This is a genomic window from Thiocapsa bogorovii, from assembly GCF_021228795.1.
Classification (GTDB): Bacteria; Pseudomonadota; Gammaproteobacteria; order Chromatiales; family Chromatiaceae; genus Thiocapsa; species Thiocapsa bogorovii.
Genome location: NZ_CP089309.1, coordinates 116,272 through 143,019 on the forward strand (window position 1 = coordinate 116,272; position 26,748 = coordinate 143,019).

Here is a 26,748-nt window from a genome sequence, read left to right on the forward strand (position 1 = left end):
GTCACCGCCGCTGAGCGGGGTGCAGCAACCTTTGGCTCACTCGGAACAGAACGAGCCTCTTCGGATGCGGTTTAGCCGGGGTTTTCTGCGGCCTCGTCCGCTCGGATCGGCGGGTCACACTCCAGATTAGCGACCCCGTGCGGAACATGGCCGGTTGCCACATGACGGCTCGCCGCGTCGCAATGCACGCGCTGATCGTCGAAAAAGATATCCGCGTCGAATGCCGCGAGAAACCGCCCCTTCGCGAGCCCGCCCAGAAAAAGGGCCTCGTCGATGCGGATATCCCAAGCCCGCAACGTGCGGATCACGCGCTCGTGCGAGGGCGCGCCGCGCGAGGTCACGAGCGCGGTGCGCAGCGGCGATGCCTCGGGGGGAAAGAGTGCCTGAAGTTGATGGATCGCGACCAGCAAACCCTTGAAAGGACCGCCGGGTAAAGGTTCATGCGCAGAGGCCAGCTCGGTCGCGTTGAAGGCCTCGAGCCCCTCGCGACGGAAGAGTCGTTCGGCGTCGTCCGAGAACAGTACCGCATCGCCGTCGAATGCGATTCGAACCTGATCGTCCTCCTCCGGACCCGCCGGAAAGGCCGCCGGCAGAACCGTCGCTGCGGCACACCCCGCAGTCAGGGCCGAGCGAACGTCTCTGGGATCCGCAGACAAAAACAGATGGGCACCGAAGGCGGAGACGTAGCGGTAAGGACTCGCTCCGCCCGTAAAGGCGGCCCGGGCGATATCCAGGCCGTGATGATGTGCCGAGGTTAGGACTCGCAACCCCGTATCCGAGCTGTTGCGTGAAATCAGGATAACCTCGACGCGACCGCGATCGCCCAGGGCGGCATTGAGGCTCATGAGCTTCTTGGCAAGCGCGAAGGCGACGCCGGGCTCGAGGATGTCGTTCTCGTGTGCGACCTGATAGTCGCGATAGGCATCGACACCCTGAGTCTCGAACACCTGGTGAGACTCGCTGAGGTCGAAGAGTGCGCGCGAGGAGATCGCAACGATCAATCGCACGGATTCGGGGAGGCCCGGGTGCACGGTCAACTCCAACCGTGATGGGTCTAACCGCCGTTGCAGGGATCGCGATCGATCACCAGGGCATGAACCAATTCATGAACTGCAACGGACGGCCGATGTTTTGATTCATCCCGGCCATGTCGTTGCGCATGGACGAGGTCGACATCGTCATCGCCTGCATCGAACGATCCATGGTCTGAATACTCGTCAACATCGGCTCCAGCGTATTCACGTCCCGCGCCATCGAGTCCACGCTCACCGCCATGGTGCGGACGTTTGCACTCATTTGTCCCATATTGTCCGAGATCGACTGCATGTTGCTGGCGAGCACCGTCATATTGGTATCGACACTGATGGCCAGATAGTGGACGTCCTTGGCGAGACTGAAGACCAGGTAGAACCCGTAGGCCGCGAGGATGATGAAGGCAAACAGGCTGGGATAGACGATCAGTTCCCAGCGTTTTGCACTGGTCTCGAAGGCCTGGGATAGGCGGTCGATCGCAAAGGCATGGAGTTGTGTCTCGGTGACGCCCGCCGCCCGCGCGTCGGCCTCGGCTTTGTCTTGCGGTGCTCCGCTGTCCGAGGAATCGCCCGCCCTCGGGATCTCGTTCTGCGCCATGATTCGGGCCGATGCTTGATCAGTGATGAAAAATGTAGACGGGTTCGGCGAATCACCGCCCGCCTGCTCAAGAGCTTAACAGAATTGCGGCACGCGACAAGGAGGAGCGGCCGTTACCGGTCCATCGGACTCGAAATGTGGCCGCCGAGCTGCCGAACGAAACGGCGGGCGTAAATGAAGCGTCTGCGGCGACAGATCAGCTGACGAGGTGCGGATAGAGCGTTGCCGCCAGTCCGAGGAACTCACGCGCTGCCTTCCCGCGTGACTCAAGCTCGAACACCGCCAATCCCTCGCTGAACGAGCGCCGAAACACGGTCCGTTGAGACAGTCTCGGCTTGATGAAGCGGATACCGGGAAGCGAGACCAGGGCAGCAGCGGCCTCGTTGGTCTCTCTTACCGCATGATGGGTATCGCCTCGATTGATGAATCCGATAATATCGGGAGGCGTTTCACGCTCGACCGAGGCGATCAACTGGATAAAACGCTGGGTCGACCAAATGTCCGCCTGCGACGGCGGCACCGGGACCACGACCCGATCGCACAGGGCAAGGGCCATGCGCAGGCTCTCCATGTCCGAGGTCCCGACATCGATCAAGGTTTCGTCGGCCCCTTTCAGTTGCTCCTGCGTCAGGGCACGCTTATCGGACGTTTTCAGAACCGGATCGAATCCCTCCTCCTTGCGCACGTCGATGACGTCGGTGAGGGTCGCCTGAGGGTCGGCATCGATCAGCTGGATCTTCGCGCCAGCCATCGACAGCCAGACCCCCAGATTGAAGGTCAGGGTACTCTTGCCCGAACCGCCTTTCAGACTTCCGACGATCGTAATCATGACGTCCTTCCGCGTCCGCGTTCATCTCCCGATACCGACCCGAGGAATCATTGTCCGGGCTGGGCTCCGGGCTGAGGCGTCTCCATACGCGTGTAACCTGCGGGAACCGCAAACAGATGATCCGGTTGGGGGCCGATCCGAATCGACTTGAGCTCGCGCACCCCACCCCCAGGGAATTCCTCGCGCACGGACAGTTTCAGCTCCGGATCGTACCACTGGAGCACCCGAGTCGGCTGCCGGTCGGGTGCGGTCGTGGTCATTTCCCATTTCTCCACCTCGCGCCCGTCGATGGTATCGGTACCGACCATCAGGAGCTCCATCTTCTCTCCATTGGACATCTCGTGTTTCAACGGAATCGCGCGCTCGGCGTCGATCCAGAGGGTCCCGGTCATGGATTGGCCCTCGTGGGTCATAACCATCTCCCATTTGACCGCCTTACGCCCCCCGACATCCTCCTCCCCGACACGGCTACAGGTCAGGCCCGGCATGCCTGCACAGGGATCGGTCTCCGCGGTCGCGGGCGGCACGGGCCCGCCGCTCCCCTCCGCGGGCCCGCCCTGCTCCAGATAGGTCTGACGATCGGGGAAAAGCACCCACATCATTCCGCGATTCTGATCGATGATCTGAACGACCTCCTGACCCTGCTGCGTCATCTCCTTGCGCATGCGACCGTCACCGACAAACATCTTGACGGTTTCGACCTGCCCCTCCGGCGCTTGACTGACCATGTCCGCAGAGAACTGGACACCCGCGATCTCCGCATGCGCCATGCCCGCCAGGGCGGATGCGAGCGCCATACCCAACAAAGCCTGCGTTTGCGTTCTCATCTGGTTTTATCCTCCCGTCGATCGGTGATCAGTCAATTCGACACCCCGCCCCTCTCGATCAGGGCGTTTACGGCTTTACGCCGCAGCCCGCCTCTTCAAGGCTATGAACGACCGGCCCTTCTGTCATCCGCGTCACCCCGTGTACCTCGCAGACGCGGTTTCGGGAAATCAGGCCCGCATCAAGGCCCCGGGGTCGGCTCGAAGCCGAAGGTGCGCGGGGGCGGCGTCAGTGCGTCCATCAAGCCTGCCGGAGCCGAGGGACGCCCTCTGCGGTCGCCGCGAACGGGCTCCAGCGGACGCCAGCCCGGCGTCTGCACGCGCTGCTCCGCCTCCCGGTCGTTCAGGGGCCGAAAGCGGTATCCCTGCACCACGTCCGACCCGCCCCAGCGACCCGACGAAGGCTGCGGGTCGCCGCGAAATCGATACTCCGGCTGCAGACCTTCCGATCCGGAAACATCGTTCCGATACGTCGGAAGCGGGGTGACGTCGCGCCAACCTCCGCGCACGTCCCGATCGTCCGTCTCTAAACGGAAGTCGGGGGCACCCCTCCAGGACGAGCCCGGATAGCGACCCGCCTCGTCGATAGAGTGGCCGTCGCGGTCATACCCCGTCGGCTCTCGAGCGTATTCCATCCAACGACCGTCGCGATCGACAAAGCCGTCCAGGCCGCGACTCTGCGCCGGTGCGACACCGTAGTTTCCATAGCCTGTCCCTGACCAGCTCCCTTGCCGATCGCCGGCGCGGTGCGCGTCGGGATATCCCGGATCGCGATCCTGCGCGGCCGATTGCGGCTCGTATCCACGCCGATAGTCAGGCTCGTCGCCCCATATCGGCTGTCGAGCCTGCTCCCAAGGCTCGGCCCCGAAGGCCGGCTGATGTGTTGTCGCGTAGGTCAAGAGAAGTATCAGCCAGGTGACAAGCGCGGCAAGCGTCATGTATCGCTCTCGTCGTCGATCTTCAATCGAATACCGCGCCGCGGCGCCTTCTTCTGAACGGCTTGGCTCGGTTTCGGTTTCTCTGCCGCCGCGGGCTTTTTCGCGGACGTCTTGCGGGCCGCCGGCTTCGCATCCGACGCCGTCGTGGCGCGTTTCTTCTTGGCAACGGTCCGAGCAGGCTCGGACGCCGCGCTGTCGCCCTTGGCCGGCGCTGCAGTCTCATCGGAGCTAGGCTCGGCTGGCGCTCTCGTCTCGGCCGGAACTGTCTTCGCGGCGGGACGCTCGGCCGGTGCACGCGCAGTCCGAGTCGGCTTGGGCTTGAGGGCGGTCTTGGCGGCATCGAAAAGCAGGATGAAGATGCCGCGAACCGCATAGAGCGCGAGAATGAAGAACTCCACCACCTTCCCGAAAAACCGGCTGACTCCGCCTCCGGAGCTCTTGCGCGGGGCGCTTCGAGGCGCGGCATCCGTCATACAGGGGAGACTGGTTCCGGGCGGAGCCGTCGCGAGCGCCACTCGACACATGTCGTCACCCGCGGCGACGCAGCCGAGCGGGATGACGATCAGGGTCAGGACGGTCGAGACCAATACGCCGGAGAGCAACGAAATCGCCATACCCTGAAAGATCGGGTCGGTGATGATAACGCTCGAGCCCGCGACCAACGCCAAGGCCGTGATGACGATCGGGCGCGTGCGGATCTTGCAGGAACGGATCATCGCTTCGGCAACCGGAACTCCCTTCTGAATCTCGTGGATCGCGAAATCGACGAGCAGAATCGAATTTCGCACGATGATGCCGGCCAGCGCGATCCAGCCGATCATCGAGGTCGCCGTGAACTCGCCCCCCAGACCGAAGCTGAACATGAGTGCATGCGCCGGGATGATCCCGAGGAGGGTCAGTGGGATCGGTGCCATGATCACCAGCGGGATGCGGAAGTTGCCGAACTCCCAAACCACCAGGATATAGATCAGGATAAGCGCAACGCCGAAGGCGGCGCCCATATCGCGGAAGGTCTCGTAGGTCACGGTCCATTCGCCCGCCCAGGTCCAAGCCAAGCGACTGCTGTCGGGCGGCGCACCGAGCCAGTAGATCGCGTCTTCCATCCCCTCGCCGCCCTGCGGCTTGGTCCCGTCCGGTGCCGTGTAGTCCTGCTGTTTGAGGGCACGTTCGACCTGAAACATGGCGTATACGGGTGCTGCAAGGCGCCCGCCGACATCGGCTACCACATACTCGACAGGACGCAAGTCTTTGTTGTAGATGATGTCTTCTTCCGGCGTCAGCTGGAATTCACCGAGCTCGCGCAGCGGAACCGTGTACCCCTGACTCGACTGAATCGGAAGATCACCTAGGCGATCGACCTGAGAGCGCTCGGCAAGAGGCACCTGAAGCACGATCTGCACGGGCTCATGGCCCATCTGACGCCCCGCCTGGGGCTTGATGTCGCCGATCGGCGACCCGCCAAGGGCCATCGCGAGATTGCGGTTGATGGTGTCGACCGAGATCCCCCGACGCACCGCCTTTTCCGTATCGACATTGAAACGCCAGTAATCGAAGGCGCCGCGCAGATAATTGTCGACATCCCGCGTACTCTCGGCCTGCTCGAAGATCCCGGTGAGCTCTCGCGCGAACTGACGTCGCAGCTCCGGAGACGGTCCGTAGACCTCGGCAACGACGGATTGAAGCACCGGCGGGCCGGGCGGCATCTCCACTACGGCAAGCGTTGCACCCGTACCCTCGACCATCTTGTCGAGCAGTTCGCGCGCCTCGACGGCGATCTCGTGACTGCTTCGATCCCGATCGTGCTTGTCGGTCAACTGGACCTGAAGCTCACCCTGCCAAGGGTCGGAGCGCAGATAGTAGTGACGGACCATCCCGTTGAAGTCGAACGGTCGCGCGGTCCCGGCATAGAGCTGAATGGCCGTCACCTCCGGCATGGTGCGCAGCTTCTCGGCCATACGGTGCGCGAGGTTCGCCGTCACCGGCAGCGCCGTTCCCTCGGGCATGTCGAGCACGACCGAGAATTCTGGCTTGTTGTCCAGCGGCAGCATCTTCACCGCCACCAGATTGAAGTAGAAGAACGATAGGGTGACGAGGAAGGTGCCCCAGAGGGCCAGCTTGAAAACCAAGCGCTTGCCGCGGTTCTCGATCAGCGGCGTCAGGATGCGCCGATAGAGCTTTTCGAGACCCTCGGCCTCCTTATGCTCGCGCTTCTCCGCGGACTCGAGATACTTCATCGAGGGACGCAGCCATTTGGAGATCGCCAGATAGGGCGTGAAGACAAAGGCTGCAAACAGCGAGATAAACATCGCCACCGAGCCCAACACCGGGATCGGCGCCATGTACGGACCCATCATGCCGCTCACGAACCCCATCGGCAGCAAGGCAGCGATAACGGTGAAGGTGGCGAGGATGGTCGGGTTGCCGACCTCCCGCACGGCGTCTATGGCCGTATCCTCGTCGGTACGTCCCTCTTCGAGCCAGCGCCGATAGATGTTTTCGACGACCACGATGGCGTCGTCGACCAGGATACCGATCGAGAAGATCAACGCGAAGAGACTCACCCTGTCGATCGTGTAGTTGGTGACCCAGGCCACGAAGACGGTCATGAAGAGCACGACCGGGATAACCAGCATCACGACGATGGCCGGACGTACCGCTCGGAAGGCGAGTAGAACCAGAACGACCACGAACATGGTCGCCTTGATCAATTTGAGGATTAACTCCGAGACCTTCTGGTCGGCGGACTGCCCGTAGTTACGCGTGATACTGACCTCGACGTTGGCCGGAATTCGAGAGCCCTTGAGCTCCTCGACGCGCTCGATGATGTCGTTGGCCACCGTCACGCCGTTGGTCAATTCCTTCTTGGCGACCGCGATGGTCACCGCCGGGCGGCCATCCGCCGGGTCGTCGATCTCGGATGCGGGCCCCGTGTAGAAGGCGACCAGCTCCGAGGCATCCTCGGGACCCTGGCTCACGCGAGCCACGTCGTGGATATAGATCGGCAGGTTGTTGAAGGTGCCGACCACCAAGCGATTGATGTCCTCGACCCCCGTCAAAAAGGCGCCGGTGGTGACCGAGAAGCGTGCACCGCTTGCCTCCAAACCACCCGCGACCTGCTCGGCGTTGGCGCCGACGAGGGTTTGGGCAACCTGGTCCAGACTGATTTGATATCCGGAAAGACGCTCCGGAAGGACATCGACAGTCACCACCTCGCGGCGTCCGCCGACGATGAAGGCATTGCCGGTATCCTTGACCTGCTTGACGGCCTGCAGCACATCCTGCGCAAGCAGACGCAACTGACCGTCGTCCACATCCGGAATCCCGTTGCTGTCGAGATCTCTGGACCAGAGCGTCAGCGTGACGATCGGAACATCGTCGATGCCCTTGGTCTTGATCAGCGGCGGCATGACCCCGGGCGGGATTTTGTCCATGTTCGAGGCGACCTTGTCGTTCACCTTGAGCAGAGAGGGCCCCATCTCCTCCCCGACCACGAACTCGACGGTGACGATTCCCTGACCGCGTTGAGACGCGGAATACACATGCTTGACACCCGGAATCTCGCTCATCATCCGCTCGAGCGGCTGCATCGCCATATTGGCGACCTGCTGGGCCGATGCGCCCGGGTACTGCACCATGATGTCGATCATGGGCACCGAGATCTGGGGGTCTTCCTGGCGCGGCGTCATGACGAGGCCGAGCAGACCCATCAACAGCATCGCGACGTAGAAGAGTGGAGACAGCGGGGAGCGGATAAAGAATCGGGCGGTGCGCCCGGCAATTCCGAGATTGTCCTCTTCGTAAGCAGGTTCCTTGCGATCCTGCGGAGGAGATGTGACGTCTTGGCTCATGTCGAATCCAGATTAACCGGGCCTGCGCCGCATCGCTGCGACATGGGTTGCGCAGGCGATCGCGGGGGCGATCGCCGGGGCCGAAGGGAAGGCGCGTCAGCGATCGGCGGGTGCCCCGCTCGCCCAACCGGCCGTGACCCGAGGGCCGGGATTCGTCAGCACACTCTCGCCGGCACGCAGCCCGCTGAGCACGGTCACCATCCCGCCGGAGAGCTCCTCGCCGACGCGGATCAGTCGCAACTGAGGCTCGCCTCGCTCGTTCACGACATAGACGCCCGGCAGACTGCCGTTATAGCGCACCGCGCTGCTCGGGATCACCGGGTTGGCCCGCGCAGGTGCACTGAGGTCGGGGACCAAGACCTTGGCGTACATCCCTGGCTCGGACACGCCTTGCGGGAGATCGAACTTGATCTTGACGGTGTGGCGCTGTGGATCCGCCATCGGGAAGATCTGCGCCACGCGGACCGGGACACGTCGATTGTCCGGATCCAGCTCGGCCTGCACCATCATCCCTTCACGCAAGCCGGGACGCAGCCGGGCCGGCACATCGACCTCGACTTGAAGGTATTCCACATCCGCATAGTTGAGCATGGGCTGCCCCGGTTGGACCGTGTCCCCAACCTCGATGAGCTTGCGCACGATCACACCGTCGAAGGGCGCGATGCTGCGGGCATCGCGGATCTTGGAATCGAGTGCTTGCAGCTCCGCTTGGAGTCGGAGCAGCGCGTTTTGCGCTTCTTGGATCTGAATCCCGGATGCGAAGAGATCGGCCGAGCGCTCCGCGGTGCGGTCGCGCTCCCCGACGAAGCTTTCGACCGGTTGCGTAAACATCTGGTCGAACAGGTTCGGCAGTCCCATCCCGCCCATCGCGGAGCGCGACTGCGGAGAGTAGATTTCTCTGGAGTATTGAACGCCGGCATTGCGCAGTTGAGCGTCGGCGCTCGCCATCTGTGCGAGCAGTGCGCGCCGGTTCGCGAGAAGCTCCTCGTCGCCGATTGCCACAAGGAGATCCTTTTCCTTGAAGGTATCGCCTTCGCGCCCGGCGATGAAGGTGACGCGCCCCGGAAGCTGGGCTGCAAGCGTCACCTCTTTATAGGGGACGACGCTCCCTCCCAGCGACACCGTCGGGGCGCCTTGCGCCTGTTGAACGACGAAGGTATCGCCCGAAGTGGTCTGCATCTGGGCCTGGACCAGGCCGGACGACACAGCCGCCGCAACGGCGAGCGTGCACGCAAAACGGGCGGTTCGAAACTCTATTGACATCGGATCGCACACCAAACGCTGGGTTTTTTTGTCGCACGTCCGATTGGCGCATGGGCGGTCGGACCTGCCGTGGACACCGGACAGCCTCGTGGGTCCGGCGCTCATCCGTTGCGGATCCGCGGCATCCGAGCCCGGGCGCTTTTTGGCCTGCTCAGTGCCGCGTTGTCTTTTCATTCTCCGGACGGCGCAGTGGCCCAGTATGCCTTCGACAACGCTCGACATTCAAGCCGACGAAAGCAGGTTCGACGCGACGACCACGGCAACACCGCATATAAAGACCGAAAACGGCCCAATTGACCGACGCTCGAGACCCCGGCGCGATTCGATTAACCCTGAACCCTTAACCCTACAAGGTCGCCGGCTATCCATCCCGCTGAACTTCAGTGTAACATCGGGCGCCATTGCGGCCGGGGGCCGTGTCGACCTGACCGCAGCAATCGATGCGGCCGGCCGACGATCGGATTGAGCATCTCCGACCCCGGTGACCCGATTGCTTCGTCCCCTCGCCCGGAAGCGACTTGTCCCGAAGCGAAGCATCACGACCCAGATCCAGGAGCCGACCCTATGCCGTCCACCGCCGAGGCCGTTCAACAGCGCATGCAGGAGCTGGAATCTCATCTCGAGCAAGAGAACCCAGTCCTGCTCAGTGCCGTGCAGAGCTTCCGGGCGATCGACCGCGTTGCTTACGGGACGGGGCTGCTCGACACCAATCAGTCGTTCGCGACCCAGATCCCCTGGTGGCCGCTGATCTCGATCCTGGGCACCTTCTCGGCAGGAAAATCGACCTTCATCAACTACTTTCTCGGGCAGAAACTGCAACGCACCGGTAATCAGGCCGTCGATGACCGCTTCACCGTCATCGTCTACAGTCCGGAAAAGGTGAGTCATTCGCTTCCGGGTGTCTCGCTCGACTCGGATCCGCGCTTCCCCTTCTATCAGATGTCGCATGACATCGAGCAGGTCGCCGGCGGCGAAGGTAAACGCATCGACGCTTATCTTCAGCTCAAGACCTGCTGCAGCGAACGTCTGCGCGGCAAGATCCTGATCGACTCCCCCGGCTTCGACGCCGACGCCCAGCGCACGGCGATCCTGCGCATCAGCGACCACATGATCGGTCTGTCCGACCTGGTGCTGGTGTTCTTCGACGCGCGTCACCCGGAACCGGGCGCGATGCGCGACACCCTCAAACACCTGGTGAAGGACACCATTCACCGCGCCGATTCCGGGAAGTTTCTCTACATCCTCAATCAGCTCGATACCGCCGCCAACGAGGACAACCCGGAAGACGTCGTTGCAGCCTGGCTGCGCGCGATCGGCGAAGCCGGCCTGACCGCAGGCCGCTTCTATACCATCTACAATCCGGACGCCGCGAACACCATCCAGGACGAGCACAAACGCAAGCGCTTCGAGAAAAAGCGCGACGAAGATCTCGGCGAGATCTTCCTGCGCATGGAACGCGTCGAGATCGAGCGCGCCTATCGGATCATCGCGGCCTTGCGCGAGACCGCCAATGCCTTCGGCCACGAGGCCGTACCCTTGCTGCAAAGCGCCGTGCGGCGCTGGCGGGCCCGCACCCTGCTCGCCGACTCGGCCCTCGTCGCCCTCGTCGGCGCCCTGTTTCTCTATTGGAGCATCGGCGCAGGCCATTGGGTCGGACTCTCCTACGAACCCGCCTGGTTGGACGTGCTCACCAGTCAGATCCCCTGGGGCCGCGATGCACTCATCGGGGTACTGGTCGTGCTGGCGATCGGGACCCATTTCGCGATCCGCAAGATTGCCGCGATGAGTGTCGAGCCCTGGCTGAGAAAACAGGTTGCACGCAAGAACCCACCGGGAAATCTGATGTCTGCTTTCCGATGGAACACCCGCTTTTATCGCCCGGTCATCATCGGCCGCCCGATCGGCTGGAGCGGCAAGGCCCGCGCGCAGATCAACGAGGTTCTTCAGAACTGCGAGAACTTCGTGCAGACGCTCAACGAGCGCTATACCAACCCCAAAGGTTTGAAGGAATCGCCGCATAAGCCGCACACCGTGCGCCTCCCCGAGGATCCGGCGGGCGTCCACGAAAAGAAGGAACGCTCCGCGGCTTGATCCAACCGCGAATACAGGTCATACGATGAGCATCCGAACACCCGAGCACGCATCGAGACCCGCCATCGAGGTCCCGCCGCACCCGCAATGGCCAGTGCTGAGCACGCAGGAGAAGGACGCGCTCAGGGACCGGATCAAGGCACTGCTCAAGGCGCAGGATGCAGTCTTGGTCGCCCACTACTATACGGATGCCGATCTCCAGGCCCTCGCGGAAGAGACCGGCGGATGCGTTTCCGATTCCTTGGAGATGGCCCGGTTCGGGGCCGCCAGCAGCGCGCAGACGCTGATGGTCTGCGGCGTTCGCTTTATGGGCGAGACGGCAAAGATCCTCAATCCCGAGAAGCGGATCCTCATGCCGGATCTTCGGGCCACCTGCTCCCTCGACGAAGGCTGTCCGGCCGACGCCTTCGGTGCCTTCTGCGATGCCCACCCCGACCACACCGTCGTGGTCTATGCCAACACCAGCGCCGAGGTGAAGGCAAGATCGGACTGGGTCGTCACCTCCAGCATCGCCCTACCCGTGGTCGCCTATCTCGCCGAGCAGGGTCGCAAGATTCTCTGGGCGCCCGACAAGCATCTGGGCCACTACGTTCAGCGCATGACCGGGGCGGACATGCTGCTCTGGGATGGCGCGTGCGTGGTGCACGAAGAGTTCAAATCGTTCGCGTTGGAGCGTGTCCGCAAGCTCCACCCAGAGGCGGCCGTGCTGGTTCATCCCGAATCTCCGGACGAGGTCGTCGATCAGGCCGACGTGGTCGGCTCGACCACCCAGCTCATCAAGGCCGTGGTCGAGATGCCGAACCGGGAGTTCATCGTCGCGACCGACGCCGGCATTTTCTGGAAGATGCACCAGCTCGCGCCCGAAAAGACACTGATCCCGGCGCCGACAGCCGGCGAAGGGGCAACCTGCGAAAGCTGTGCACATTGTCCGTGGATGGCAATGAATGCATTACAAAATTTAGAGCAGACCCTACTCAAGGGCGACCAAGAGATCCTGATCGATCCTGACCTCGGCGAGCGCGCTTTGGTGCCGATTCGCCGGATGCTCGAGTTCGCGCGCGAGCGCGGGTTCGGCACGCGACGCGACGCGGACTGAGACCCGATCGATCGGCTTTGCGTGGCCCCGGGCCGGTCCGGCAGACTCGACACGGGAAGTGATTTACCCGATGCGTGACGACGTTGGCAAGCTGGGTCAGGATGCCTTACCATCAGTTGCGAATCGTCAAACAATAAACACCCGTCCGGCGTCCACAACAATAACAGCCGCGGCGTCCTACGATGCCCACATCCGTCGCCGTCAAGAGGATGTCTATGTCCGAAGCCCGCAAATCCAAACGCAGGACATCACTTGTCGTCCTGGCATTGGTGTTTCTCGCGGGGATCGGTTTTGCCGGCGCAATGACCGGCGGCCTAGCGTATTCGAACCGCATGGAGCTCTGCGTCTCCTGTCACAGCCTGCAAGTCCCCTATGCGGAATATCGCGAGAGCGTCCATTTCAAGAACGCCTCCGGGGTTCAGGCGACCTGTGCGGACTGTCATGTGCCTCGGGAATTCTTCCCGAAGCTCCACGCGAAGTTGATGGCCGCTAAAGACGTGTACCACGAGATCATCGGGACGATCGACACCCCGGAGAAGTTCGAGGCGCACCGATGGACGATGGCGAATCGCGTCTGGGACCGCATGAAGGCGAACGATTCGCGCACCTGCAGGTCCTGCCATGAATTCTCCAACATGGACCTATCGGCCCAGGGTCGCTCCGCCCGCAGCAGGCACGGGGCGGCGGAAGATCGCGGTCAGACCTGCATCGACTGCCACAAGGGAATCGTACACGAGTTACCCGATGAACCGCCCGAGGAATCGGCAACGGCACAGGAGAGCGCATCCGTTGATCCGGACGCCGCCTGAGCGCCGCACAGCGAATGCGTCGAGGTCCGTTATGAGTCAGACTCCCCGTGCAAGGCGACATCCGCGATGGATCGCACTGTTGTTGCTCACGGTCGCGATGCTGCTCGCTCCGGTTCTTGCTACCGCCGCGACGAGCGATGATCCGAGCCCGGATCTCGGCAAAGAGCTGCGGCTCGCCGCGATGATCGGCGACATCGAGGCCGTCTCGGACCTGCTCGATCAGGCTGTGCCGGTGGATGCCGCAAACGAGTTCGGTAAAACGGCCCTGATGATCGCCGTGGAATCCGGCGATCTCGAGACGGTCGCACTGCTGCTGAGCCGTGGGGCCAACGTGAATGCCCGCACCGTGGCGAGCTGCACGCCGCTCACCTTTGCCGCCGAGCACGGCAATATCGGCATCACCGCAATCCTGATCGAGCGCGGAGCCAACGTACACGACCGCACCCGCAGCGGATGGGATCCTTTGATGATCGCCTCGCGCTACGGAATCACGGACATGGCAGAGCAGCTGCTCTTCCGAGGCGCCGACCCCAAGGCCTCGGACCGTGACGGTCGGACCGCCCTCATGTTGGCCGCCGCGCACGGACAGGTCCAGGTCGTCGACCTCTTGATCGACGCCGGCGCGGAGCTCGAATCCAAAGACAAGGAGGGCGAGACGGCATTGTTGATCGCAGCGGACGCGGGATACTGGCATGTCGTGAAGGCTCTGCTCGATGCGGGTGCCGATGTCAACGCACGCGACGGCCTCGGGGCGACACCGCTGATCCTGGCCGTCAGTCAGGGGCATCCGGATGCGGCAAAGCTCCTGTTGGAGCGCGGGGCTAATCCGAATCTTCAGGACGAAGACGGTACGTCCGCATTGATGGAAGCGGTCGTCACGGACCACGCAGCATTGATTCGACTTCTGTTGAACTATCGCGCCAACCCCGCCTTGACCAACCGCGACGGGCGCACCGCGGCGGACCTGGCGGAGCAACGCGGAAATCAGGAGGCCACCGCACTGCTGGTGCAGCGGCCGGACTCCTGAGTACGGCGCCCGAGCGACGACGTCGAGCGCACCACCAATGCACTTAGGGGTGCAACGAGAACGCCCCTTCTGCATCGCGGCAGGTTTGCCGCATGTGAACGAAACGACCTTTCAAGACCACTCGGAGGAAGCATGGCCACGATATCACCAAGATTGGCCCTTATCGCCGGCGCGTTCGCGCTCGGCCTATCGTCGGGCGCGAATGCCGACGCTACCGCATCGATGCTTGCCAATACCTGTGCCGGCTGTCACGGCACCCACGGTCAAAGTGCCGGTCCGGCATCGCCCATCATCGCAGGGATCAACCAGATCGTGTTCGTCGATATGATGGAGGGCTATAAGAGCGGGGACATCTACTCCACGATCATGGGCCGGATCGCCAAGGGCTACACGGAGGACGAGATCGAGAAGATGGCGGAATTCTTCAACTCCCAGGAGTTCAAGCCCGCCCAGCAGGAGTACGACACGGCGCTGGTCGATCAGGGGGCGAAGCTGCACGACAAGTACTGCGAGAACTGCCATGCCGAGGGCGGTATCCCGCTTCGCGACGAAGAAACCGGCGAAGACGCCGAGGACTATTACCTCCTCGCCGGCCAGTGGACGCCCTATCTCGAATTCACCATGTCGGACTTCCGGGAGGACCGTCGCGAGATCCCCAAGAAGATGAGAAGCAAGCTGGATGACCTTCTCGAGAAGGACGGAGACGCGGGTCTCGCCGCCGTGTTTGCCTTTTACGCGAGCCAGCAGTAACGCCACCGGAGGAAAGAACAAGATGAAGATCAACAGACGTGATTTCGTAAAGGTTGCCGGTGCCGCGACAGCTGTCGGACTGGTCGGTGCGCCACACCTGGCATTGGGCGCGACGCAGAAGGTCGTGATCGTCGGCGGTGGAACGGGCGGAGCGACTGCCGCCAGGTACATCAAGATGGCCGATTCGAGTATCGACGTTACCGTCATCGAGCCCGACAAGGAATACATCACCTGCTATCTGAGCAACGAGGTGCTCGGCGGCGATCGCGCCTTCGATTCGCTCAAGGTCGGATACGACGGTCTCAAAGCGCTCGGGATCAACGTCGTCCATGACACGGCCAGCGGCATCGACGCCGAGAAGAAGACCGTCAAGACTTCGGGCGGCACCGAGTTCGGTTACGACCGTTGCATCGTCGCGCCGGGTATTCAGATCCTGTTCGACAAGGTCGAAGGCTACAGTGAAGAGGCCGCCCAAAAGGCGCCGCATGCGTGGAAGGCCGGCGAGCAAACCCTGATCCTACGTAAACAACTCGAGGACATGGCAGACGGTGGCGTCGTGGTCATCTCCGCACCGGCCAACCCCTTCCGCTGCCCGCCCGGACCTTACGAGCGCGCCAGCCAGATCGCCCACTACTTCAAGGCCAACAAGCCCAAGTCGAAGGTGATCATCCTCGACTCCAAGCAGGCGTTCTCCAAGCAGGCACTCTTCACCCAAGCGTGGGAGCGGCTCTACGGCTTCGGGACCGACGACTCCCTGATCGAGTGGCGTCCAGGTCCGGACGCAGCCGTTAGCCTGGTGAAGGTCGACGAGATGATGGTGGAGACCGGTTTCGGAGACGAGATCAAAGCCGACATCATCAACATCATCCCGCCGCAGCGGGCCGGCGAGATCGCGCAGACCGCGGGTCTCGCCGACGACAGCGGCTGGTGCCCGGTGGAAGCCATCTCCTTCGAGTCCAAACTGCAAAAGGGCATTCATGTGATCGGCGATGCCTGTATCGCCGGTGCGATGCCCAAGTCCGGCTATGCGGCCAACAGCCAGGCCAAGGTCGCGGCTGCTGCGGTGGTCGCCATGCTCAAGGGCGAGGAGCCGGGGACGCCGTCCTACGTCAACACCTGCTACTCGATCGTCGGCACGGACTACGGTATCTCGGTCGCCGGTGTCTACCGTATGTCCGCAGACGGCAGCACGATCGACAGTGTCGAGGGCTCCGGCGGTGTCACACCGATCGATGCCCCGGATTGGGCGCATGCGCGCGAGGTGCAGTACGCCTACAGTTGGTACAAGAACATCGTGAAAGACTCATTCGGTTGAGGATGTCCAAGACAAACGACCGATCGCTTCCAACGTTGGGGTGATCTCACCGTGATGGAGTTAAAAGGGGCCGAAAGGCCCCTTTTTCTGGCTTGTCGTTTCCTGAACCGCGTCGACTCCAACATGCCTTAAAGCACGCGACGCCGAGCCGGTGCGACGACAGCGCCTGTTCTCGTAAGGAACGCGGTTCAGCCCTGCTGCATGAGGATGCGAAGATCCAGCACGGCCGCATTGGCGCGCGAGATATAGGACGCCATCACCAGGGAGTGATTGGCCACGAAGCCGTAGCCGTGCCCGTTGAGCACGATCGGGCTGACCATCGGTTTGCTCGCGCCCTCGAGATCGCGAATGATCTGCTGCATAGACATATCCGCATTCTTGGACGCGAGGATATCGGCGAAATCGATAGAGATGGCCTTCATCATGTGCAACAAGGCCCAGGTATAGCCGCGCGCTTCGTAAAAGGTGTTGTCGACCAGGTGCCAAGGCGTCGCCGAATCGCCGGAGCGAACCTGCGTCGCCTCGGGCTCAACATTGGTTCCATCGACGTTTTGCACCAGGGCAGCGGTCAGCTCGTGATCGCCCACGCTCGCACTCAAGCGCAGCGCAAGGCTGCCGAGCCGCTTCTCGACGATCGAGAGGTAGGCCGCGAGATTGTCGGCACGGGCGTAGAAGCGCACGCTTCGGTCTTGACCGGTGGCAAGATCGCGCATGAACAGACGCAAGGAATCGACGGCTTGGCGATACTCCTCTTCGGCCGACGGGAGGAGCCAGGACGAGGCATCGATCGCGAGCTTCACGTCGGCCTGCTTTGCATGTTCGCTCTCGATGGACTGGGTCTGGGAGCGGCTGAAATCGTTGCGAAGCGCACGCACGGAATCACGAAGTTCCTTGAGCGCCCCGTATTCCCATTTCGGCATGTTGTCCAGATACAGCCCCGGCGGGGTGAGATCGTTGTAGAGAAACCCACCGGGCTTGTCCAAGAGTGTCTCCCCCACGCCGATCGCCGCGGCGACGACGGCCGTCCCGGGCAGCGCCTTGCCTCCATAGGTCTCGATCTCTTGGCTCTGGAGCGCTGCGACGTCGAATTTAGCAGGCTGACGAGACCAGACGACGCCAAGCGCAAGCACCACGACGGCATAGAGAACAAATCCGATCGCCAGGATCCGTAATGCGGAGAATCGCGAACGCTTCCGGGCGTGTGGTCGCGTCTCCGTCGGACTCGACTGATCGGCTGTACTCGAATCATGGCCGGGATTCCGCGCGGGATCCCTGCGCTCGTCTGGACCCAGCGGAACCGTTGCCGGTTTCTCGTTCATACTGTCACTCCTTTAGGTTGCAATGAATTCAGCGGTTTGCCGACCGCGCGCCGAGAGGGCACATGAGGCCCTCTGGCGTGACGGCGGCGGACGTCGCCGTCCTCGGATGCCCGCCCCGGCTCGCACCGGGACGGGTGAATCGTATCGTCTCGGGTGCTGTTGTGCCGCCCGAGACGACAAAGGTCATGGCCTCGTCGACCGTCCAGTCCTGCGGAATAATTCGATCGACGGGGACGATCTCAAGGTATCCGCCGGTTGGGTTCGGCGCGGTCGGAACATAGACTGCCGCCAATTCGATACCGCTTTCCCGATCGATCATGGTGTGCGTGTGAAAGCCCACTGCCTTCATCTCGCTGTGGGGGAATTCGATCAACACGACCCTCCGCGGCGTCTCGATCCCGTCGCTTCGAAATGCCTCGACGAGCCTCTTCGTTGCTCCGTAGATTGTCGTCACGAAGGGGATGCGCCTGAGCCATCCCTCCAGCCCCGACAGGATCCTGCGCCCGATGAGATGTGTGACGGCCCAACCGAGCAGATACAACATCAGCAGCGTGAGCGAGATTGCGAGCGCCGAGGACAGCCAAGGAACCTCCGAGATCCAACGAGCAAACTCCGGCGATAGCGGCCGCACGGCGTTGGCGAGGATGATGACCTTAGGTCGCCCGATCCCCGAGAGTAGGTCCAGAAAAAAAATGAAGACAAAGGAGGTCACCATGAGGGGGATCACGGTCACCACCCCGGTGAGTAGATTTCTCCGGATATGTGTCATCGGTCTCCTGAGGCCGTTGCCGAGGGGTTGCGGCCAATTCGACCGCCGGGACCCCTTGGAGATCCGATTGCGCGAACCGCCGCGCGGGCGTCGTTCTAAGCCGCTCTCAAACACGGTTTAGATAGTGTGGTTTTCCCGGTTAACAATTCGTCTTTCGGATCGCTTCACATCGCCTTATCCTTAGGCCTAACGAGTTTCCAACCGATCCCCATTGGAGTCATCCAATCACCCCTAATATCATACCTTCCGCCGCGAAAAACAGGCTTCCAACCTGCACGATTCCGGTGGAAAATTATCGCGATGTGCTCGCCGGTCTCGGGCCAGGCATCAGCAACGGAATACAACGACTCGACCCTTGGAACCATGCATCTTCGAACCGTCTTCGCACACCCTCGGGCGTTCCTGGTCAGGACGGTCGGCTTCGCGTTCGTCTGGGTGGTCCTGGTCGGGCCGGATCCCGCCTCATGGACGATCGGTGGGCCTTTCGTCGTCGCGGCGACGCTGGCAAGCTTGAGACTGTCCGAGCCGCGGGACCGGAAGCTGTCACTGATTCGCTTGGCGGGGTTCGTTCCCTATTTCTTGCGGGAGTCACTCCGCGGCGGACTCGACGTGGCCGCGCGTGTCCTGGTCCCGAGGCTGCGTGTTCAGCCCGGAAATCAGGAGTATTCGGTCCGCCTGAAGAGCCCGGAGGCACGTTTGATCTTCATCGACAGCATCAGCCTCTTGCCCGGAACCCTGAGCGCGGATCTACTCGGAGATCGGCTGACGGTGCACGCCCTCGACGTCCGTACGGACGTCGAGGGCGACTTGATTGCACTCGAGCGACGTATCGCCGCGGTGTTCGGCGAATCGCTCGAACCAAGTCCGGACACAGCGAAGGCGCACAGATCTCCGGCGCCTCCCGAGGCGCGCACGTGAGCGCACTCCTCCTCATCGTCGCTCTCGTGTTGATGGCCGGTATTGCGGCCGGTTTGATCCGCGTCGCCGTAGGTCCGACCCCGTCGGACCGCATGATGGCTGCGCAGTTGATGGGCACATCCGGAATCGGCGTGATCCTGCTCCTCGCCCCGGTTCTCGCGGTCCCGGCACTGATCGATGTCGCGCTGATCTTTTCGCTGCTCGCCGCCGTCGCCGTGACGGCCTTCACCCGGCGGCGTCGCGCGGACAACGGAGACTGATTCGATGGATCCGATCCAACTCGTCTCAGGCGCCTCGCTGATGGTCGGCGCCTTCTTTTTCGTTGCCGGCACGGTCGGACTGATTCGACTGCCCGACCGCTTCAGTCGGCTCCACGCCCTGACCAAGGCCGACAATGTCGGCCTCGGGCTCGTCGTGCTCGGTCTAATGCCGCTGGCGCCCGACCTCTTCTACGGCGTCAAGCTCGTCTTGGTTTGGCTGCTCGTGGTGATCGCGGGTGCAACGGGCGCGCACCTCATCGCCAAGCGCGCCCTGCGCGGCGACGGCGAGGACGTTCTATGAACGCCCTTCTCACCGTCTTCGATCTGCTCTTGACCTTGACCTTGCTCGGCCTTGCCGTCGTCACCCTGACGAGCCGCGAGCCGCGGCGAGCCGTCATCCTATTTATCGCGTTCGGGCTACTGCTCGCGCTGGTCTGGGCACGACTTCGCGCGCCCGATCTAGCGCTCGCGGAGGCCGCGATCGGGGCCGGCCTCAGCGGAGCCTTGATGCTCGCCGCGGCCCGGCGGGCCTCGGGTCGTCAGGCCTCTCCGGACGACGGCCGCGAAGGGGACGAGGCGCCGTGATCCGGCCGGTAGAGCACATCCTCATCCCGCTCGGGCTGATCGCCGTCGGCGCCTTGCTCGGCTGGTCATTCTTTCTGGCGGTAACGGGCGAGGCGGGGGAGCGGCTCGCAGCAGTCGCACTGGCGCACGTCCCCGACAGCGGCGTATCCAACCCGGTGACCTCCGTCCTGCTGAACTTCCGAGCCTACGACACCCTACTCGAGCTCGCGGTGCTCTTGACCGCGTTGCTCGGCATCTGGTCCCTCGGGTCAGCCGATGCCGGCTTTCAGCCGGCGGCGAGCGTCCTCGAGGGCATGGTCGCCGGGTTTGTCCCGCTGTTGATCCTCTCTGCCGGATACATGCTGTGGGTCGGCGCCTATGCGCCGGGTGGCGCTTTTCAGGCCGGCGCGCTCCTAGGTGCGGCCGGCGTCATGCTTGCGCTTGCCGGACATCCGAACGCCGGACTTCCGTCCGAGGGCCGGCTTCGGCTCCTCGTCGCGCTCGGCGTCTTTGTCTTCGCGACGACGGGTCTGCTGCTCATGGTCGTTGGCGACGGCTTTCTGACCTACCCTGCGGGCCTCGCGAAATGGCTCATTCTGATGATCGAGACGGCCGCCACCCTGGCCATCGGTGCAACCCTCGCGGCGGCTTACTTGGGCGGCATCCCCGCCGCACACCCCAAAACCGGAGAGACGGCGTGACCAACCAGGTCCTTTTCGCCCAGCTCCTCTACGGCGGCTCCGGGATCCTGCTGATACTCCTCGGTCTCTGGTCGTTTCTCGTGCATGCGCCCTTGCTGCGCAAGCTGATTGCGATCAACGTAATGGGGGCCGGTGTCTTCCACATCCTGGTCGCCATTGCCTATCGCGGGATCGAAACCCCGCCGGATCCGGTCCCGCACGCCCTGGTACTGACCGGGATCGTGGTTGCCGTGAGCGCCACGGCGCTCGCCTTGGCGTTCGGCAAGCGGCTGGATCAAGACGCTGATCCAGGATGATCGACGCCCTCCCCCTCTCGGTCACCCTGCCGCTGCTGGGCGCTTTTGCGGTCACCGTCTGGCCCGCACATGCGCGCGCTCTGGGTCTCCTGGCCGCCGTGCTCACGGCCGCGAGCGCTCTGACCGTCACGGCGGCGGTTTGGACCGAGGGCGTCCTCAGGGCCGATCTCGGCGGCTGGGGAGCACCGCTGGGCATCGCCCTGGAGGCCGACGGACTCTCGGCGGCCTTCCTGTCGATGGCCAACACGGTGGCGCTCGCCATCAGTGTCTATGCCGGGGGCTACTTCAAGCGCGAGAGCGCGCGTCACTTCTGGCCCCTCTGGCTGCTGCTGTGGAGCGCATTGAACGGACTCTTCCTCGCGGCCGATCTGTTCAACCTCTACGTGACGCTGGAGCTTCTCGGCCTCTCCGCGGCGGCCTTAGGCGCGCTCACCGGAACGCGCGAGGCGGTCGCCGCGAATCTGCGTTACCTATTGGTCGGTCTACTCGGTTCCATGAGCTATCTGCTCGGCGTCGCCCTCGTTTACACCGCCTACGGGGTTCTGGATATCGGCCTGGTCGCCGAGGCCATCGAGCCCGGACCGGTTGCCTGGACCGCCATGACCCTGATGATCAGCGGACTGATCCTGAAGGCCGCCCTCTTCCCGATGCATTTTTGGCTCCCGCCCGCCCATGCCAACGCCCCGGCGCCGGTCAGCGCCGCCTTGTCGGCCCTGGTGGTCAAGGCCGCCTTCTATCTGGTCTTGCGCCTCTGGCTCGACGTCTTCGCGCCGGTGCTCAACGAGGCCGCTGCGAATCTCCTCGGCATCCTCGGCGCCGCCGCTGTCGTATGGGGGTCTTGGAGGGCGCTGCGTGCCGAGCGCCTGAAGCTCCTCGCGGCCTACTCGACCGTCGCCCAGATGGGCTATTTATTCATCGCCTTTCCCCTCCTGGCCGCGACCCCGCCCGGCTTGGCGCGGGACAATCTCCTTGCCGCCGTCGTCTTGCTTGCCCTGACCCACGGCTTTGCCAAGGCCGGTTTCTTCCTCGCCGCCGGGATGGTACAGAAGACCGCCGGCCACGATCGGATCGACGAGCTCGGCGGCGCCGCGCAGGCGCTGCCCGCGGCCACCTTTGCGATCGGCCTGGCCGGTGTCGCACTCATCGGTCTGCCGCCGAGCGGGACCTTTCTCGCGAAGTGGATGATGCTCGAGCAGGCGATGATCCTGGGGCTCTGGTGGTGGCTGGTCGTGATGATGATCGGCACCTTGCTCGCGGCCGCCTATATCTTTCGGGTCCTCAGCCGGGCCTTCAATCGCGAGCCCACGCCCTATCGTTTCGTCAACGACGCGCGCACCGAGTTGCCGGCACTCCTGCTCGGGCTGATCGCAACCTTCGGCCTCGGGATCGCCGCACAGCCACTGTGGGCCTTGCTCGAGCAGGGAGCATTCGGATGAGCTTCGACGCCTGGCTGCCGGCCGCAATCCTCCTCAGCTCGATGATCCCGGGCATGTTGATCTTCCTCTTAAGCGAGGAAAGTCATCGCTTGCGCACGGCTCTGAACATGACCGGCGCGTTGGTGAAATTGGGCCTGGTGATCTGGATGATCGGCGGCGTCTACGACGGACAGCGCTACGAGACCCGCTGGACGCTCTCCCCCGGCCTTGACCTGGTGCTCAGCGCCGACGCCTTGTCGGTGCTCTTCGTCGCCTTGTCCACGCTCCTGTGGTTGGTAACGACCATCTATGCGATCGGCTATCTGGAGCATTCACCAAATCGCAGCCGATTCTTCGGCTTCTTCAGCGTCTGTGTCTCGGCGACGGTCGGCATTGCCCTGTCCGGGAACCTCCTGACCTTCGTGATCTTCTACGAGATCCTGACCTTGGCGACCTATCCCTTAGTCGCGCACCGCGGCACACCCGATGCCGCGCACGGGGCCAAGGTCTATCTCGCCTATACGATGGGAGGCGGCGCTTTGCTCCTGGTCGGCGCGATCTGGCTGCAGGCGCTCGTCGGCCCGGTGGAATTCACGCAGGGCGGTATCCTGGGGGTGTCGCCCGAAGAGATCCGTATGGAGCTGATCCTGATCTTCTTCGTGCTGTTGGCCGGTCTCGGAGTGAAGGCGGCTTTGGTACCGCTGCATGGTTGGTTGCCGCAGGCGATGGTCGCTCCCGCTCCCGTGAGCGCCTTACTGCACGCGGTCGCGGTCGTCAAGGCCGGCGCATTCGGGATCGTGCGTGTGGTCTACGATGTCTACGGCGTGGAGTTCGCCTATGCCAACGGCCTGCTCCTAGCGCTCGGCATTCTGGCCTCCGTCACCATCATTTACGGATCGATGATGGCCCTGACCCAGGACAGCCTCAAGAAACGCCTTGCCTATTCGACCGTCAGTCAGGTGTCCTATATCGCACTCGGGGCCTCGATCTTCGGGCCCATCGCGACCATCGGCGGCATGGTCCACCTGGTCCACCAAGGTCTCATGAAGATTACGCTCTTCTTCTGCGCAGGGAACTATGCCGAGGCACTGGGCGTTCACAAGGTCAGCGAGATGGACGGCGTCGGGCGGCGGATGCCCTGGACCAGTCTCGCCTTCACGGTCGGTGCGCTCGGCATGATCGGGGTCCCGCCGGTCGCCGGCTTCGTGAGCAAGTGGTATCTCGGGCTCGGTGCCGCCGACGCCGGCTCAAACTGGGTCATCGGGGTCCTGATCGTCAGCAGCCTGCTGAACGCGGCCTATTTCCTGCCCATCCTGCACCGAGCCTGGTTCAGGCCGGCCCCGAAGCAGTGGCCGCAGGAGCACCGCCATGCCGGGCGATTGGAGATCGCGGGCGCCTTGCTGTGGCCCCCGGTGATCACCGCGGTGCTTGCGCTGAGCGCCGGCCTCTTCGCGGCTGCGCCCTTCTCGCCGCTCGAGTGGGCGAGCCTAATCGCCGAGCGGGAGTACGGGCGATGACCTGGCTCCTACCGCTCGTCGCCGCGATTCCGCTTCTTGCGGCGGCCTTCTCCATGCACCGGCTGTCCTGGTGGACCCCTGCAGTGGCCGCCCTGCCGGCGCTCGCCGCTGCGCTCCTGGTGCCGATCGGGGAGTCGCTCGAACTGCCCTGGCTCCTGCTCGGCGCGCAGCTCGGTCTCGACGAGATCGGCCGGATCTTTCTGATCTTCACCTCGATCCTCTGGACCGCGGCCGGAATCCACGCCGTTGCGAGCATGCGCGGCACGGCACACGTCGAACGCTTCAACACCTTCTTCCTGCTTGCGATGGCCGGCAACCTCTGGTTGATCGTCGGGCAAGACCTGGTCAGCTTCTATGTCGGTTTCGCGCTCATGGGGCTCTCCTCCTACGGCCTGGTGATCCACGAGGGCGACCGCAGCGCCCTGAAGGCCGGCAAGGTCTATCTCGTCTTGACCCTCGGAGCGGAGCTTGCCCTATTCGCGGCATTGGTCATGATCGCCTCCACCACCGGATCGATCGTGCCGACACCGGAGGATCTGGTCGAGCTCGACGATCTCGCAATCGCACTCCTGGTGGTCGGTCTCGCGGTCAAGGCCGGCCTAGTCCCGCTGCACGTCTGGCTTCCGCTCGCCCATCCCGCCGCGCCCATCCCGGCCAGCGCAGTGCTCAGCGGCGCGATGATCAAGGTCGCCCTACTCGGCTGGCTGAGATTCCTGCCGGTCGGCGAGATCGCATTACCGGGCTGGGGGGTGCTGTTCGTCTTTGCCGGACTGGCGACGGCCTTGTATTCCGCCCCGATCGGTATCGTTCAGTCCAACCCAAAGGTCCTGCTTGCCTACTCGAGCGTCGGCAAGATGGGGCTCATGGCGATCACCTTGGGACTCATGCTCATCGAGCCCGCGATGGCGCCAGTCGCGGCCATCGGCATGGCGCTCTACGCCGGTCATCATGCGCTGACGAAAGGCGGCCTCTTCCTCGGCGTTGGTCTTCGCAAGTCCGCCGGCGCGCAAGGGCTGGTTTTCGGAGGACTCGTGCTACTCGCCTTGTCGATGGCCGCCGTGCCGCTCACCAGCGGCGCGGTAGCCAAATACGGGATCAAGCCGATCTTCGTCGATTCCGATTGGGCGTGGCTGCAGGTCGCGGTCGCGCTGACCACCGCCCTCACCGCCTGGATGATGGTGCGGTTCGTCTGGATGATGTGGGGTTTGAAGCGCGTTCATGGAGCGGGTCTCGATGGGCTCCCGGATCAACGTCCCGACGGAAACGACGAACCTCGAGCTGAACGCACCTCAAATGGATTTTTTGATCTAAACCAAGTGGCGCAATGGTTTGGCTTCGGCCTTCGGCTCGATGCGTCCGGTGAGGGTTCGGATCATCGCGGGCGCGGTTCGACCCCGCCCCCGATACCGCGCGTCACTTGGGCGCTCCTGGGTTGGGTCCCGCTGATCGGCTTGGTAATCCTCTATCCTTTGTTTCTCGGATCACCGGGGTCCTGGCTGACCGATGTCCGGCTCATCGCATTGGCAGGCCTGCTGGCGCTTCCCGTCACCCTTCTCGCCGTGCGGCGGCCGGCGGCGCTCGCGACCCTGGTCGACAGCGTCAAACCCGGCGATCTACTCGTGCTGGTTCGCCCGCTCCTGATGAGCGCGCAGTGGACCCTGCGCTGGTCGATCCGCGGTTTTCGCAATGCCTCTGCGCCCGTGACTGCGCGACTGCATGAACGGGTGAGCGAGCTCGCCCGGCGTCCACCCTCCGATCTGGATCGCCGTCTGACCGCTTGGCCTCTGGCGGGCGGACTCTGGCTAGGCATCATGACGCTGTTGATCGTCTTCTCGCTGCTCGTGCCGACGCAGAGACCGACCTTTCCCCGAGTCGATCGCGACGAGGCGAGGCCCTTCTTGGCGCCGCCGGCGCCCTCCCCGGTATCGCCCGATGCTGCGCCGATCGAACCCGCTCCGCTGCCCCGCGTCACGGATCCGGACCCGAGCACACAGCCCAGCGCCGGGCCAACCACACGGCCGGGCACGTTCGCCCCGACCGGCGAGCCGGAGGCCATCTCGGCCGATGCGCCGAGTGAATCGGTCGACTCAGAGGCTGTAGACCTCGTCACGGCGGGGTCGCCTTCGCCGGAACCCGAGTCCGCCGAACGCCCGTGCGATCCCGAAGAGCCCTACATCTTCCGTGACGCCGCGAGCGGTCGCGAGGTTGTCTTGGCCCGATGTGTCTCCGTGGACGGCGCGCCCCGACGTGTCGATGCCCCGCCCCTCTCGAACGCTCTGGTTCTCCTGATCCAGACCCGCCTTGACGTGCTCGGCTTCGACCCCGGCGCAGCCGATGGCCTCATCGGTCCCCGTACCCGCGACGCGATCAGACGCTTCCAGACCGATCAGGGTGTTGCACCCACCGGCGCCATTACCTTCGATCTGCTCGATAGGCTGCGAGAGTCCGATTAGCAACCGTTCGAAACCAAGGGGTCCATCGCAGATCCTCTCTCATCGCGGGGGTTGGGGAGAGGGGGAGAACGAACCGGAATCGCCAAGTTGTTCCTGTAACGGTCACTGAGACCGAAG

24 protein-coding genes are annotated in these 26,748 nt (G+C 63.4%); 15 read left to right on the top strand and 9 right to left on the bottom strand.

Going from position 1 to position 26,748, the window contains the following annotated elements:
• Positions 1-71: 71 nt before the first annotated feature.
• From LT988_RS00565 to LT988_RS00595, 7 genes are all read right to left on the bottom strand, one after another.
• Positions 72-1,031, bottom strand: a complete 960-nt coding sequence (locus LT988_RS00565) for a 5'-nucleotidase (RefSeq protein ID WP_232408341.1) — start codon at positions 1,029-1,031, stop codon at positions 72-74.
• A 52-nt stretch (positions 1,032-1,083) separates the two neighbouring features.
• Positions 1,084-1,629, bottom strand: coding sequence for a hypothetical protein (locus LT988_RS00570; protein ID WP_232408342.1), 546 nt, complete (start codon positions 1,627-1,629; stop codon positions 1,084-1,086).
• A 196-nt stretch (positions 1,630-1,825) separates the two neighbouring features.
• Positions 1,826-2,458: a nucleotide-binding protein gene (locus LT988_RS00575; RefSeq protein ID WP_232408343.1), complete on the bottom strand. Its 633-nt coding sequence runs from the start codon at positions 2,456-2,458 to the stop codon at positions 1,826-1,828.
• Positions 2,459-2,505: 47 nt separating this feature from the next.
• A complete protein-coding gene (locus LT988_RS00580; protein WP_232408344.1) occupies positions 2,506-3,285 on the bottom strand; it encodes a LolA-like protein in 780 nt (259 codons plus the stop codon).
• 179 nt (positions 3,286-3,464) lie between these two features.
• Complete coding sequence (locus LT988_RS00585) at positions 3,465-4,220, bottom strand: hypothetical protein (protein ID WP_232408345.1); 756 nt, start codon at positions 4,218-4,220, stop codon at positions 3,465-3,467.
• Positions 4,217-8,068: an efflux RND transporter permease subunit gene (locus LT988_RS00590; RefSeq protein WP_232408346.1), complete on the bottom strand. Its 3,852-nt coding sequence runs from the start codon at positions 8,066-8,068 to the stop codon at positions 4,217-4,219. The genes LT988_RS00585 and LT988_RS00590 overlap by 4 nt, the downstream gene beginning before the upstream one ends.
• A gap of 96 nt (positions 8,069-8,164) precedes the next feature.
• A complete protein-coding gene (locus LT988_RS00595; protein WP_232408347.1) occupies positions 8,165-9,247 on the bottom strand; it encodes an efflux RND transporter periplasmic adaptor subunit in 1,083 nt (360 codons plus the stop codon).
• 648 nt (positions 9,248-9,895) lie between these two features.
• On the opposite strand from LT988_RS00595, the gene LT988_RS00600 reads away from it, so the two are divergent.
• From LT988_RS00600 to LT988_RS00625, 6 genes are all read left to right on the top strand, one after another.
• Complete coding sequence (locus tag LT988_RS00600) at positions 9,896-11,422, top strand: dynamin family protein (protein WP_232408348.1); 1,527 nt, start codon at positions 9,896-9,898, stop codon at positions 11,420-11,422.
• 25 nt (positions 11,423-11,447) lie between these two features.
• Complete coding sequence (gene nadA, locus LT988_RS00605) at positions 11,448-12,518, top strand: quinolinate synthase NadA (protein WP_232408349.1); 1,071 nt, start codon at positions 11,448-11,450, stop codon at positions 12,516-12,518.
• Positions 12,519-12,733: 215 nt separating this feature from the next.
• On the top strand, positions 12,734-13,327 hold the full coding sequence (locus LT988_RS00610; protein ID WP_232408350.1) for a NapC/NirT family cytochrome c: 594 nt from the start codon (positions 12,734-12,736) through the stop codon (positions 13,325-13,327).
• A 31-nt stretch (positions 13,328-13,358) separates the two neighbouring features.
• The gene (locus tag LT988_RS00615; RefSeq protein ID WP_232408351.1) at positions 13,359-14,354 is read left to right on the top strand and encodes an ankyrin repeat domain-containing protein; all 996 of its coding nucleotides are present in this window, start codon (positions 13,359-13,361) and stop codon (positions 14,352-14,354) included.
• A 132-nt stretch (positions 14,355-14,486) separates the two neighbouring features.
• On the top strand, positions 14,487-15,104 hold the full coding sequence (locus LT988_RS00620) for a c-type cytochrome (RefSeq protein ID WP_232408352.1): 618 nt from the start codon (positions 14,487-14,489) through the stop codon (positions 15,102-15,104).
• Between the two features lie 22 nt (positions 15,105-15,126).
• Entirely contained in the window at positions 15,127-16,419 is a 1,293-nt protein-coding gene (locus tag LT988_RS00625) for an FCSD flavin-binding domain-containing protein (RefSeq protein WP_232408353.1), read from the top strand.
• A 188-nt stretch (positions 16,420-16,607) separates the two neighbouring features.
• Here the strand turns inward: LT988_RS00625 and LT988_RS00630 are convergent, their stop codons facing one another.
• Entirely contained in the window at positions 16,608-17,738 is a 1,131-nt protein-coding gene (locus tag LT988_RS00630; protein ID WP_232408354.1) for a DUF2333 family protein, read from the bottom strand.
• Between the two features lie 28 nt (positions 17,739-17,766).
• Positions 17,767-18,507 (bottom strand): DUF502 domain-containing protein, encoded by a 741-nt coding sequence (locus tag LT988_RS00635; protein WP_232408355.1) that lies wholly within the window; start codon positions 18,505-18,507, stop codon positions 17,767-17,769.
• Between the two features lie 363 nt (positions 18,508-18,870).
• On the opposite strand from LT988_RS00635, the gene LT988_RS00640 reads away from it, so the two are divergent.
• Genes LT988_RS00640 through LT988_RS00675 form a run of 9 tightly spaced genes read left to right on the top strand, consistent with a single transcriptional unit; the run spans position 18,871 to position 26,631 of the window.
• Positions 18,871-19,425, top strand: a complete 555-nt coding sequence (locus LT988_RS00640) for a Na+/H+ antiporter subunit E (protein WP_232408356.1) — start codon at positions 18,871-18,873, stop codon at positions 19,423-19,425.
• The gene (locus LT988_RS00645; RefSeq protein WP_232408357.1) at positions 19,422-19,685 is read left to right on the top strand and encodes a monovalent cation/H+ antiporter complex subunit F; all 264 of its coding nucleotides are present in this window, start codon (positions 19,422-19,424) and stop codon (positions 19,683-19,685) included. The genes LT988_RS00640 and LT988_RS00645 overlap by 4 nt, the downstream gene beginning before the upstream one ends.
• 4 nt (positions 19,686-19,689) lie before the next feature.
• Positions 19,690-19,986, top strand: a complete 297-nt coding sequence (locus LT988_RS00650) for a cation:proton antiporter (protein WP_232408358.1) — start codon at positions 19,690-19,692, stop codon at positions 19,984-19,986.
• A complete protein-coding gene (locus LT988_RS25455) occupies positions 19,983-20,270 on the top strand; it encodes a Na(+)/H(+) antiporter subunit B (RefSeq protein WP_408648030.1) in 288 nt (95 codons plus the stop codon). The genes LT988_RS00650 and LT988_RS25455 overlap by 4 nt, the downstream gene beginning before the upstream one ends.
• A complete protein-coding gene (locus LT988_RS00655; RefSeq protein WP_408648031.1) occupies positions 20,267-20,950 on the top strand; it encodes an MnhB domain-containing protein in 684 nt (227 codons plus the stop codon). The genes LT988_RS25455 and LT988_RS00655 overlap by 4 nt, the downstream gene beginning before the upstream one ends.
• Entirely contained in the window at positions 20,947-21,246 is a 300-nt protein-coding gene (locus LT988_RS00660) for an NADH-quinone oxidoreductase subunit K (protein WP_232408359.1), read from the top strand. Before LT988_RS00655 ends, LT988_RS00660 begins: the two co-directional genes overlap by 4 nt.
• A complete protein-coding gene (locus LT988_RS00665; protein ID WP_232408360.1) occupies positions 21,243-22,682 on the top strand; it encodes a complex I subunit 5 family protein in 1,440 nt (479 codons plus the stop codon). Before LT988_RS00660 ends, LT988_RS00665 begins: the two co-directional genes overlap by 4 nt.
• On the top strand, positions 22,679-24,178 hold the full coding sequence (locus LT988_RS00670) for a proton-conducting transporter transmembrane domain-containing protein (RefSeq protein WP_232408361.1): 1,500 nt from the start codon (positions 22,679-22,681) through the stop codon (positions 24,176-24,178). Before LT988_RS00665 ends, LT988_RS00670 begins: the two co-directional genes overlap by 4 nt.
• Positions 24,175-26,631 carry a proton-conducting transporter transmembrane domain-containing protein gene (locus LT988_RS00675; protein WP_232408362.1) on the top strand — a complete coding sequence of 819 codons (2,457 nt, stop codon included), beginning with the start codon at positions 24,175-24,177 and terminating at the stop codon, positions 26,629-26,631. Before LT988_RS00670 ends, LT988_RS00675 begins: the two co-directional genes overlap by 4 nt.
• The last annotated feature ends 117 nt before the right edge of the window (positions 26,632-26,748 follow it).